The organism is Microbacterium sp. HJ5, assembly GCF_054824025.1.
The window spans coordinates 69,346-80,887 of the sequence record NZ_JSYE01000021.1 but is presented as its reverse complement, the minus strand read 5'-3'; the positions used below and the strand labels follow the sequence as shown (position 1 = coordinate 80,887).

Sequence of the window (11,542 nt, the reverse complement as noted above, 5' to 3'; positions counted from 1 at the left end):
TGAGTCGCAGCCCGATTACTTGCACTACACTCCGCGCCGTCGGCGGAATGAACAGCTTCCATAGTCATGACTTCGACTCGCCGCGCGGACAGGGTGAACGGTCCGGTAGCTCAGGTTCACCTGGGCAGGCCCGATGCACACCGCCTTATCGGCGAGCTTCACCGGGACCGAGTCGGCATCTCCCTGGGAGTAGACGAGCACGCTTTGGATGCCGAGTTCCTGGCATGCGCGAATGACCCGTAGCGCGATCTCACCCCGATTTGCGATGAGGACGCTCGTGAGACCCTTAGCCATCTGCGCGGATGACGATCAGCGGCTGACCGTACTCGACGGTCTCGTTGTTCACGGCGAGGATGCTGGTGACCACGCCTGCGGCGGGGGCTTCCACGTTGTTCATCAGCTTCATGACCTCGACGATGCACAGAACCGAGCCGAGCTCGACGCGCGCGCCGACCTCGACGATCCCAGTGGTTCCAAGGGTTCGCGGGGCTTCGACGTGGCGGTGACGATGGGATTTGAACCCATGTCGGTGCCGATAAATCACGGAAGTTCGCGTACGTCCGCCTTGACTTTCCGCGAGTCAGCGCGATCTAAGGCGTCGCCCGTGAGAGCTCGCGGTCGGTCGCGTCTTCTCACAACAGGCTCCGCGACTGGCGGGCACATCAGGCCTGGCGTCAGAATTGACCGGCCATAGAACCGAGCAAACGATTGTTGAGTGCAGCGACGATCCTTTCGGACGATCGGCGCAGAACCATAGTTGCGCGGAGCGAGTAGCCGGTGCCATCTGTTCTGCTGACGTCGATCATCTGCAGCCCCGCGTTTAGCCAGGACGTCGTGTCCGCAGACCGGTTCCACATGCCCGAGTAGGCGACATCGGCAAACGCTAGGACATCATCGAATCGCTCCACGTATGTCTTCAAGTAAGAGCGCACAATCAGTTCGCTTCGTGTCGCATGCGCCCGCACCCGGAGCGACAGGATGAAAACTGCCGCGGGGGCGCCAATCATCAGTGCCAACACCACATAAGACCCAGAGGCTACCCACCCGGCCCATCCAACAAGGGCTCCGACCAGCAGGACGCATGCACTCAGCAACCGAGGTACTCGTCCAATTCGCTTCAACTGCTCGTTCAGTTCCGAGAGCGACTGATCCGGCTCATACTGCATATCGGCCCCTGAACTCTTCTTCCGCAATGACCTTAGGGAATGTCTCGTCGTACGCCGTGACGAGCCACAACGGGTACTCTTTTCCACCGATCTCCTGCTCAGTAGAACTGGCACCGTCACCTGGCAAGTCCAGCAAGTTCAACCTCTGCCTCCCACGACACCCCAGCATCCCGCGGCCAGCCGCCTGCCCAACCGGATCGGCATGAAGTGACGACCCTGGCGGACGCCAGCACCATCCGGGCCCGGATCGGATCGATCGTCTCGCCTTCACGCGCCCATGAACGGAACACTAGTGGGCGAAGTGGTTCGCGGGCGGCTCGACGCCCAAGGCAGACGGACGCCTTTGTTCTGATCACAGTCCCGAATCGGGCGCGCACAGCTCTTGACCAACACGAATCGCCGCGAACTCTCGTGGGCAGATGTGGGCGAAATGTGGGCAAACGGCCGATTCACGCGAAACCTACCGCACGGAGGAGACAGAAAAACCCCGGCTGACCGGGGTTTTTTCTTGTAGCAGGAGCGGGGCTTGAACCCGCGACCTCACGATTATGAGTCGTGCGCTCTCACCAACTGAGCTACCCTGCCGCGTCACATCTGACGATGTTGCGAGCCCCGAGTCAGGATTGAACTGACGACCCCTTCCTTACCATGGAAGTGCTCTGCCACTGAGCTATCGGGGCGTGCTGCCCGCACGCGGGCAACTAGAAGAGGATACCAGAGCAACGGCGCCTCTCTTAATCGAGGTCACCCTCCGGTGTGCTCCCTGAGCCACGGGAGCGGGTCGATCGCCGTGGTGCCGTTGAGGAGGATCTCGAAGTGCGTGTGGGCGCCGTACGAGCGACCCGTGTTGCCCGTACGGCCGAGCATCGTGCCGACCGTGACCTTCTGGCCGGGCGAGACCTGGAGCGAGCCGTACTGCATGTGCGCGTAGTGGCTCGAGACGAGCTGGCCGTCGATCATGTGGTCGATGATGACGTGCACGCCGTAGGCGCCGCCAGCCTCGGACGCCACCCGGACCGTGCCGTCGGCGATGGCCTGGATCGGCGCGCCGGCGCCGGGAGTGAAGTCGACGCCCTCGTGCATGCGGCCGGAGCGCATGCCGAACCCGTACGACATCGTGACGCCGACGGCGAAGGGCCACTGGATCGCCGCGTTCGGGTCGTTGATGAAGAGGTTCGAGAAGTTGCGGATGCCGGCCTGCGACGCCAGCTCGGCGATCGTGGTCGTGTCGTACCCCTCGTTGCGGTCGAGCGCCGCCGCCTCGACGGTCGCAGGAGCGACGTATGCCTGGATCTCGTCCGCATCGATCTCGGTGACGGTGGAATCGCCGGGAGCGATGATCGACATCGAGGCATCGACTCCGCTCGCCGCGGCGACCGCCTCGGCGGGAGTCGTCATGCCGACGGCCATGAGACCGACGATGCCCATGACACCGACCGAGAACGACGCTGTCGTCATGCGCTTGAACGCCGCGCCGCGCCCCGCGCGCAGCTTGCGGGTCGCCACGTGGGGGCGCGCCTCGCCGGCCGCGTCGGCTGCGGGCTCTTCCGGCGCCTCGGCTGCAGCGGCCTGCACGGGAAGCTCGCCGGTGAACGAGAAGAGGCGGGCTGCGGCTTCGAAATCGTCGACGGATGCCGCGCCCTCCGGCTCGACCGTCTCTGCGGCTCCCGCGGACTCGACGACCGGCTCGAGAAGCTCGAACGGCTCGGCGGGCGCGAGCACGGCGTCGAGCATCGGCGCGGGAGCCGCGGCCGTGGGCAGCTCGGCGCGGAAGGCGGGCGCGGGGCGCTCGGCCTCGACCGGCGCGGACTCGGCGATCGGCGGAACCGCGACCGCGGGCTGCTCTTCGGTGCGGGGCGCGCGGCGGGCGCGGCGGCTCAGCGGAGCAGTGACGGGAGCGGGAGCCGCAGTGGGCTCGGGCGGCGCGACGACGGGAGCTGCAGCGACGGGAGCCGCAGGAAGATCGGTGAGCGGCTGGGGGTGCGCGAGCGTCTCCGCTTCGACCGGGATCACGTGGGTGACCGGGTGGCCGGCGGGCGCGGCATCCTTCTGCTTCTCTTCGACCGGACGGCCCCAGACGACTGCGGGGCGCTCGGGCGTCGCACCCGCGGCCTTGCGCCGGAGCTCTGCTCGCGAAGCCCCGAGGGTCTCCGACGACGCCTGGACAGGCGTTGTGGAGGTGCGGCTGGAACGGCGCGTGGGCGCGGGCTCAGCCATCGGGGCTTCAAAAGGCAAGCGGGGAATGCTCTCGGGTCGTGTCGCTCGGGGGCAACGGTACGGTCTTCGGGCGGGTGATGACTTCCGCCGTTCGGGCGGCAAAAGTAACGATCGGGTAAACACTACCCCGGACAGCCTGGGAATGCCATGAGCGCTGTGGATAACCGCGGCGTTTCGCCGCCGATCCATAAGGAACTCTCGGGCTCAACCGTCGAGCGCCGCCTCGAGGAGCCGGTCGAACAGCGGGGCGCCCGATGCCACGGTCAGCGTGCTCGACGCGGTTCCGCCCTCGCCTGCCCCACCGACGATCCCGCCGGCCTCGGTGACGAGCAGCGCGCCTGCCGCGTGGTCCCACGGCTGGAGTCCGCGCTCGAAGTAGCCGTCGAGGCGTCCGGCGGCGACGAACGCCAGGTCGAGCGAGGCGGCTCCGGCGCGGCGGAGGTCCCGAGCAAGCGGCATGACCCGGGCCACGCGGGCGAGGTCACCCGCATGCGTCGCGGGGTCGTAGCCGAAGCCTGTTGCCAGCAGCGCACCGGCCGGCGACGTCTCGGAGTTCACCACCAGGCGGGTGTTCTCGCCGAGCCACGCCCCTTCTCCGCGGGTCGCGCGGTACAGCTCGCCCGACGCGGGGTTGAACACGACGGCCGCCACGGCCTCCCACTCCGCAGGGGTGGGCTCGCCGATGACCGCGGCGATGCTCACCGCGTAGGAGGGGATGCCGTACGCGTAGTTGACGGTGCCGTCGATGGGGTCGACGACCCAGGTCACATCGCCCGTTCCGCGCTCGGCGCCCGACTCCTCACCGAGGAAGCCGTCGTCGGGACGCTCCACCGAAAGCCGCGAGCGGATGAGGTCTTCGACCTCGCGGTCGGCCTCGGTCACGATGTCGGCGAGGGCCGATTTGGTGGCGGCGATCTCGACGCCCTCGCTCCGGCGGCGTCGGGCCAGTTCGCCGGCCTCCCGCGCGATGTCGATTGCGAGCTCTGCGAGTTGCGTTCCGAGGGCCATGGCTCCACGCTAGCGGCCGGTCCGGGCCGGGCCGCGGGGAACTCTCCCCAGCGCCTGGCCCAGGGCGCGGCATCCGTCCCCCGCCCGGCTAGCGTGGAGGGATGGCCAACGACGCCCGCACACGCACACACGACGTCATCATCGTCGGAGGGGGTCACAACGGGCTCGTCGCCGGCGCCTACCTCGCACGTGCAGGTCACTCGGTCGTCGTCCTCGAGCGGCTCGATCACGTCGGCGGCGCTGCGGTCTCGGAGCGTCCGTGGGCCGGCGTCGACGCGCGCCTCTCGCGCTACTCGTACCTGGTGAGCCTTCTGCCCCGGCAGATCATCGACGACCTGGGCCTGCAGATCGCGTTGAAGCGGCGGCGCTACTCGTCGTACACCCCCGATCCGGCCGACCCGTCGCGCGGCATCCTGATCGATACAGCGGATGCCGCCGCCACGGCCGCCTCGTTCGCGCGGGTCACCGGCGGCCCGACCGAGGCGCGACGGTTCTCGGCGTTCTACGACCGCATCGCACCGGTCGCCCGGCACCTCTTCCCGACGGTGACCGACCCGCTTCCGCGCGCGGCAGCGGTCCGGCGGCTGCTCGGCGACGACGCGCTGTGGGACGACCTCGTCGAACGCCCGCTCGGATCGGTCCTTCGCGCGTCGCTCGACAGCGACATCGCTCAGGGGATCGCCCTCACCGACGGGCTCATCGGGACCTTCTCGCACGCGGACGACGAGACCCTCCGTCAGAACCGCTGCTTCCTGTACCACGTCATCGGCGGCGGGACCGGTGACTGGGACGTCCCAGTCGGGGGCATGGGCCGTGTGAGCGCCGAGCTCGAACGCGCGGCCCGCTCGGCGGGTGCCGAGCTGCGCACCGGCGTCGAGGTCACAGCGGTGCATCCGGATGGCGAGGTCGAGGTCGCCGCATCGGGCGGAGCGGTCGAGACCCTCCGCGGGCGGGTGGTGCTCAGCGGAGTCGGGCCTTCGGTGCTCGGTCGCCTGCTGGGCGGTGCCGCCGCGGATGCGAAGCGACCAGAGGGCGCCCAGGTGAAGGTGAACATGCTGCTGCGCCGCCTGCCGCGGCTGCGCGACACGACGGTGGCGCCGGAGGCGGCCTTCGCCGGGACGTTCCACATCAACGAGACGATGACGCAGCTCGACGCCGCGTACCGCCGCGCGTCGGGAGGCGGGATCCCCGAGCCCCTGCCCGCGGAGATCTACTGCCACTCGCTCACCGACCCGTCCATCCTGGGTCCCGAGCTGCGGGAATCGGGCGCGCAGACCCTCACGCTGTTCGGGCTGCAGGTGCCGCACCGCCTGGTCGAAGGAGCGGATCCGGATGCCGCGCGCCGCGCGCTGCTCGAGGCCGCACAGCGCTCACTCGATTCGGTGCTGGCCGAGCCGATCGCCGACGTCGTGCACGAGGCCCCGGACGGGTCGCCCTGCATCGAGGCCCGGACGACCGCCGACCTCGAGGACTCGCTCGGCATGGTCGGCGGCGACATCTTCCACGGACTGCTCTCGTGGCCGTGGGCCGGCGACGAGGAGCAGCTCGACTCTCCCGCGCAGCGCTGGGGTGTGGCGACCGACCACGAGCGCATCCTGCTGTGCGGCTCCGGAGCGCGGCGCGGCGGCGCGGTGAGCGGGATCGGCGGTCACAACGCGGCGATGGCCGCGGCGGAGATGCTCCGGGGCTGAGGCGCGTGGGTCACGGGCGCGGCGGCAGCGGGGGCGGCGGCGGGTAGCCGTCGTAGCCGCTCGGCGGCGGGGCGTGAGTCGCCTGCGGGGCCGCGTGCGGGTCGGACCCAGGGGTGGCGACCCGGCCCTGCACGGATGCGCCGAAGACGTGCGCGCCCGGAGTGGGATACCCGGTGTAGTACGCGTTCCAGTCGGGCGACCCGTCGGGAAGCATCGGCAGCGGCGTGACGCCGTCGACGTAGTTCGGCCACGGGAGGAGCTCCTGCTGAGCTCCGGCGGGCACGGCATCAGCCGACGAGGCCGGCGCCGATCCGTACGCGGGGTAGACTGCGGCGCGCGGTCGCTTCGGAGCGAAGAGGACGTTGACGAGCGGGATCAGCGCCGTTCCGACTGCTGCCAGGATGGCGACCGCGACGACGACGCGCCAGTAGATGTCGGGGAACCAGAGGTACTCGTTCAGCATGAGCGGCAGGACGAGCAGGACCACCAGCGCCACCACCAGGACGATCGTGATGATCGCGACCGTGCGCGTGAACGGGGTGTCGTAGCGCTGCAGCGCCTTCATGTAGAGGCGGACGTGCAGCAGCGCGAGCTGCAGGATCAGCACGATGAACAGGAACTGGACGAACCGCGTGAACCCGTCCCACGCATAGCGCTCGGGCATCCAGATCAGCACGGCGCCGATGAGGAGCGTCAGGATCCACGTGCCCATGCTCGCGAGCGCGAACCAGGCCGGACGGCGCGGCGCGAGATGCGCGTCGAGGATCGTCACGCCCGCGAAGCCGACCAGCAGCAGGATCGTGAGGAACGCCTTGCCGACGATGTCGCTCTGGTCGCCGACGAGCACCCACACCACGCAGACGATCGCCGAAGCGATGAGCGCGCCGATGGCGACCCAGATCGCCGCCCGGAGGAGCGACGAGATCGGAGCGTCCGCCGGCTGCGGATGAGCCGCGGCCGGGTGGTCGGGAACGGTCATGGCGGTCCTCTCTGTCGCGGAGTGATCCCCCGCACGCCCATCCTGGCACGCACCGTCCGCGCGTCGTGAGGCTTCCGCGCGGTGTCGCGCCGACGCGTCCGCCGAAGGATGTGGGGAGGAGCGGATGCCTCACCCGAGCGCGCGGCCGAGGCCCTCGACGACCTCCGCGCCCGGCAGCGCCAGCAGCGCGCTCCCCGGCAGGAAGAGCTTGCTGCCGCGCACACCGCCGCCGATCACGACCTCCGATGCCTCCGCGACGGCGGCGTCGACCAGGATGGGCCAGTCCGCGGGCAGGCCGAGAGGTGTGATCCCGCCGTACTCCATCCCGGTGAGCGCGACGGCCTCGTCCATCGGCGCGAAGGACGCCGAACGCACGTCCAGTCGCCGGCGCACGGCGCCGTTCACGTCGGCCCTCGTCGTGGCGAGCACCATGCACGCGGCGAACCGCACGTCTCCTCCGCGCTTCCCCTTCACCACGACGCAGTTCGCCGAGGCATCCGGCGCCACGCCGTATCGCTCGCAGAACGCGGCCGTGTCCGCCAGAGCGGGGTCGATCGCCGCGACGCCGATCGTTGCCGCGACGCCAGGAGCCAGGAGACGCAGAGCCTCGGCGACCGGAGCGGCGAGCAGTTCCGGATGATGCGCCGCAGGCTGTGCCGTCAGTGATCCGGTCGCGCTCCACACCATGCGCCCAGGCTAGCGAAACGAGACAAGTGCCCCGCGAGAACGACCGAGGGGCCCCGCTTCGCGGAGCCCCTCGGTCGTTCTGTGGGTTGTTCAGGTTTGCTCCTGACGCCCGGAATCACGCCGAAGTATTTGGCCGGCTACACCATCATCGAAACCGGCACCAGCTCCTACCGGCTCAACCACACACGCCACACCGCCGGAACCCTCAGTTAGGCGCTGCGGAGGCGACGACACAGCAGCAGCGCCGTCTCGGCCCCCGCGCCAGCGCCGAGGCCGACGCACAGGGCCGTGAGCCACAAGAACAGAAGGTGGAACACCGCACCCGTCACAAGCGTCACGACGCCCGCGACCACCGCTGCGAACACGATTCTCCAGTGCATCGGTATCGGCAGAAGGATCAGCAGCGCGGCGCACAGACCCGCGACTGCTCCGATCCCCGCACCCACGAACAGCGCAAAGAGCAGGAACGCGTCGATACCGTCGAGGAACGCCGGGACGACGGCCACGGCGAGCAGCCCACCCAGGAGCGCGCCGAGGAACGCTCCCAGGCACACGCAGGCCGTGGTGGCCCTCGACGCGGTCACAGTCGTGCCGCCGCGAGCTTCCGCGCGAAGTCTGCCCATTTGTTGATCGCTCCCAATCGGTAGGCGGAGTGTTGAGCCAGAAGTTCCCGATCTTCGCTGTCACGTGTAGAGCCTTGTCGCTGCGGAAACTGAACGTGATCGAAGATCCGAGGCCGTCCACGTGGTTCTTGGTCGCGAGGAAAGAGTACTGGTACAGAGTCGTACCGACGCTGGCAACTCCTCCCATCTGACACTGCATGTTGAAGGCCAGGAACCGCAGTGGGAGGATCTGCCCCTTGGTCGGGAACGCGCGCGGGGCGCCGTCGACCGGGAAGAAGCAGTTGAAGCAGAGCTTGAGCAGCGACTTCACGTACGCCGGCGTCTTGTTGGTCGCGAACTTATACGAGTATGTCCAGAACGGGTCCGCGATCACTGGAAAGACCGTGTCCTGGGCGAAGTTGAGATGCTGGGTCAGCGTGCCGCCTTCCCAGGTGTACGACGTCGGCACCGCATTTCCCTCGGCATCCAGCGCCCACGGCGCGTGGAGAACCCCATAGACCTGGGTGGCGTCCTCCAGGAAGTAAAGCTCGCCGACCTGAACGAGCTCGGCGCTGACGGGCACGTCGACTGTGTACTCGTAGGTCGAGGGCCCGGAGGAATCCAGGGTCGCGGTCAGGACACGCACCCCGGCGTCGGTCGGTTGCACGTACGCTTCGCTGGAAGCGTCGTCGGTCGTGATCTCGGTCAGTCCCGCACGGGTCTCCCCCTCGACTCCGTCAGCGAAGTCGATGGAGAAATTGGGTACATCAATCACGTCCGCAGGCACGGGCGCGCCCTCGGCGGTCGCGTCCTCGAGGGTGACCGGCGTGACATCCACGCCAGATTCGCCCTCCGCCAGGTCGGGGGCCGCCTGGGTGTTGGTTTCGTCGGTGATGTCGGGGGCAACGCTCTCCAGGATCTCTTCGAACGATCCCGACGGCGCGCCGTCTTCCGCGGCCTGCGCAGGAGCCGCCATGAGCAGCGACGCCACCATCGCGACGACGACACCGACCCCTGCTCGTCGTGCCCTGACACTTCTCGACATGGTCCTCATGCGTTGCCCTTCATTGGATGCAGTCGTTCTACAAGACGGCCATCCCCACGAATCGTGACGGCGCCATCTGTCCCCTCTTTGGGGGACAACGAGCGTCCGCCGGCCAGCGAAGGACGCAGCGGGTGGTCCTCGATCAGGCCGTCATCCCGGTCCTGAATCAAGTTGACAAGGCCATACGCGGCTCGCCGCGACAAACACCCGCAAGAAGGAAGGCGCCAGCCTGCCCTCTTGCGGGCATTCGGCGTTCGTGGGTTGGGTTTGTGTGCGCTGGCCGACGTGGAGAGAGGCTGTTCGGACGTGAACAACAAGGAAAGCCCCCGGGAGACCCGGGGGCTTTCGTTGTGCGGGTGCGTTTCCTGGATTGTTTCTGGACCAAGTACGAACAAGCCTCTGTGGCGAGTGAGGGACTCCGGGGCTTCGCTTCGCTCGCTCCTCCCCGAATCCCGCAGCGTCCGAGAGAACGACCGAGGGGCCCCGCTTCGCGGAGCCCCTCGGTCGTTCTGTGGCGAGTGAGGGATTCGAACCCCCGAATGCTGAGCAGTCTGATTTACAGTCAGATCCCTTTGGCCGCTTGGGTAACTCGCCAGACGCACCCGTCCGACTTTTCCAGACGACCGGAGGCGCGATTCACCATCTTACGCTGTCTCGACCGGTGCTCGAAATCGAGTTCTGGCCGCCCGGGCTCAGGTGCCCATCCGGTCGAGATCGAGGTCTTCCAGCGCACTCGGCGTGCGCAGCAGGGCCCCCTCGAACCGGCAGGTCGCGGCCGCAGCATCCATCGCCGCGCCCAGCGCTTCGCCCCACTCGTCGTCACCCGCAGGCTCACGGTCGAGCAGGGCCTCGACGGTCGCGGCGAACGCGGCATCGCCCGCGCCCATGGTGTCGACGATGCGTCCCCGGAGGTTCGAGACGGGCCGGGTGACCACGACGTCTCCGGCCTCGATCGTGGCGCCGGCGGCGCCCTCGGTCGCCAGCACCACGGCGACGCCGAGGTCGACGAGACGCGCGCGGAGCGAGTCGAGCGGCTCGTCGTAGAGCAGCGCGGCGTCGTCTTCGCCCACCTTCACGAGCGCGGCGCCGGTGGCGAGCTCCTGGAAGCCGCGCACGAACGCGGCCTTGTCGCGCAGCATCCCTGTCCGGGGATTCGGGTCGATCGCGACGGGCACCCGGGCCGCGCGCACCGCCTCGGCGAGCTCGGCAGCCTGCTCGGCGTCGTCGAACGCGAAGCAGCTGACCACGACCATCGCGGCATCCGCGATCGCGGCCCGCTCCGCGTCGCCGAAGCGGATACGACGCTGCTGCGATGCGTCGTTGAAGTCGTACGTCGGCTCGCCGCCGCCCGTGCGCGTGCTCACCGCGCGGGCGCTGCCCAGCAGCGAAGGCGTCGCGATCAGCTCGACGCCGAAGTCGGCGAGGTAGGAGCGGATGTTCGCGCCGGCCGAGTCGTCGCCGATCATCGCGAGCAGCGTCGACGGAACGCCGAGCCGCGACAGGCCGACGGCGACGTTGAGGGCCGCTCCTCCGACGAACTCGCGCACCCCGTTGTCGTCGCGGAGCTCATCGATCAGGGCGTCCCCGACGACGACCACCCGCCTGACGCTCATCGGCGGATCCCCGCTGTCTCGGCGACGCGCTCGACGAACTGCTCGGTGCGGCGGCGCGTGCCGTCGATGCGCAGGTCGACACTCGCCCGCACCTCGCTCGGCGCGAGCGGCAGTGCGAGGCGGACGTTCTCGTGGCAGGACAGGTCGGTGCAGATGTAGGTGCCGACGCTGTCGCCGTGCTCTCCGGCGCTCCCCGCCTTGCGGGCGGTGAACAGTGACACCTGATCCGCCGGCTGCATCGTGTGGCACAGGTTGCACATCGCCGAGCGGGCACTCGACGTGCCGTCGGCGGCACGCAGCACGACGCCCCGCGGCTCACCGTCGACCTCGGCGATCACGTACCCGCGACCGCGCGTGCGCGGGTCGCGCCATGCGAAGAAGTCGAGGTGATCCCAGTCGGCGAGCAGGAAATCGGTCGGCAGGGCGACCAGTCTCAGCTCTTCGGGTGAGGCGTTCACGAAGGTCGAACGCACGTCATCTTCGGTCAGTGGGCGCATGGCACCTCCTCGCGACCCCAGTCTACGAACGACGGAT

11 protein-coding genes and 3 tRNA genes are annotated in these 11,542 nt (G+C 68.8%); 1 reads left to right on the top strand and 13 read right to left on the bottom strand.

Annotated features, from left to right (window positions below; all coding sequences use genetic code 11):
- Positions 1 to 24: 24 nt before the first annotated feature.
- The 7 genes from OB08_RS11535 to OB08_RS11505 form a co-directional block, all read right to left on the bottom strand.
- The gene (locus OB08_RS11535) at positions 25 to 294 is read right to left on the bottom strand and encodes a biotin carboxylase N-terminal domain-containing protein (RefSeq protein ID WP_461474845.1); all 270 of its coding nucleotides are present in this window, start codon (positions 292 to 294) and stop codon (positions 25 to 27) included.
- Positions 287 to 544 (bottom strand): acetyl-CoA carboxylase biotin carboxyl carrier protein, encoded by a 258-nt coding sequence (locus OB08_RS11530; RefSeq protein ID WP_461474843.1) that lies wholly within the window; start codon positions 542 to 544, stop codon positions 287 to 289. Before OB08_RS11530 ends, OB08_RS11535 begins: the two co-directional genes overlap by 8 nt.
- A gap of 130 nt (positions 545 to 674) precedes the next feature.
- Entirely contained in the window at positions 675 to 1,022 is a 348-nt protein-coding gene (locus OB08_RS11525) for a hypothetical protein (protein WP_461474841.1), read from the bottom strand.
- 655 nt (positions 1,023 to 1,677) lie between these two features.
- A tRNA-Met gene (locus tag OB08_RS11520) sits at positions 1,678 to 1,751 on the bottom strand.
- Positions 1,752 to 1,774: 23 nt separating this feature from the next.
- Positions 1,775 to 1,846 (bottom strand) — tRNA-Thr (locus OB08_RS11515).
- A 64-nt stretch (positions 1,847 to 1,910) separates the two neighbouring features.
- A complete protein-coding gene (locus OB08_RS11510; protein WP_461474839.1) occupies positions 1,911 to 3,383 on the bottom strand; it encodes a M23 family metallopeptidase in 1,473 nt (490 codons plus the stop codon).
- Positions 3,384 to 3,587: 204 nt separating this feature from the next.
- Positions 3,588 to 4,391, bottom strand: coding sequence for an inositol monophosphatase family protein (locus OB08_RS11505; protein WP_461474837.1), 804 nt, complete (start codon positions 4,389 to 4,391; stop codon positions 3,588 to 3,590).
- Between the two features lie 101 nt (positions 4,392 to 4,492).
- Between OB08_RS11505 and OB08_RS11500 the strand changes: the two genes are divergently transcribed.
- Complete coding sequence (locus OB08_RS11500) at positions 4,493 to 6,082, top strand: phytoene desaturase family protein (protein ID WP_461474835.1); 1,590 nt, start codon at positions 4,493 to 4,495, stop codon at positions 6,080 to 6,082.
- A 10-nt stretch (positions 6,083 to 6,092) separates the two neighbouring features.
- On the opposite strand, the gene OB08_RS11495 is transcribed toward OB08_RS11500, so the two are convergent.
- From OB08_RS11495 to OB08_RS11470, 6 genes are all read right to left on the bottom strand, one after another.
- The gene (locus OB08_RS11495) at positions 6,093 to 7,061 is read right to left on the bottom strand and encodes a hypothetical protein (RefSeq protein ID WP_461474834.1); all 969 of its coding nucleotides are present in this window, start codon (positions 7,059 to 7,061) and stop codon (positions 6,093 to 6,095) included.
- Between the two features lie 129 nt (positions 7,062 to 7,190).
- On the bottom strand, positions 7,191 to 7,748 hold the full coding sequence (locus tag OB08_RS11490; protein ID WP_461474833.1) for a YbaK/EbsC family protein: 558 nt from the start codon (positions 7,746 to 7,748) through the stop codon (positions 7,191 to 7,193).
- Between the two features lie 90 nt (positions 7,749 to 7,838).
- Positions 7,839 to 9,404, bottom strand: coding sequence for a hypothetical protein (locus OB08_RS11485; RefSeq protein WP_461474831.1), 1,566 nt, complete (start codon positions 9,402 to 9,404; stop codon positions 7,839 to 7,841).
- Positions 9,405 to 9,907: 503 nt separating this feature from the next.
- Positions 9,908 to 9,989 (bottom strand) — tRNA-Tyr (locus OB08_RS11480).
- Between the two features lie 98 nt (positions 9,990 to 10,087).
- Complete coding sequence (locus tag OB08_RS11475) at positions 10,088 to 11,008, bottom strand: PfkB family carbohydrate kinase (protein WP_461474829.1); 921 nt, start codon at positions 11,006 to 11,008, stop codon at positions 10,088 to 10,090.
- A complete protein-coding gene (locus OB08_RS11470) occupies positions 11,005 to 11,505 on the bottom strand; it encodes an FBP domain-containing protein (RefSeq protein WP_461474827.1) in 501 nt (166 codons plus the stop codon). The genes OB08_RS11475 and OB08_RS11470 overlap by 4 nt, the downstream gene beginning before the upstream one ends.
- Between the last annotated feature and the right edge of the window lie 37 nt (positions 11,506 to 11,542).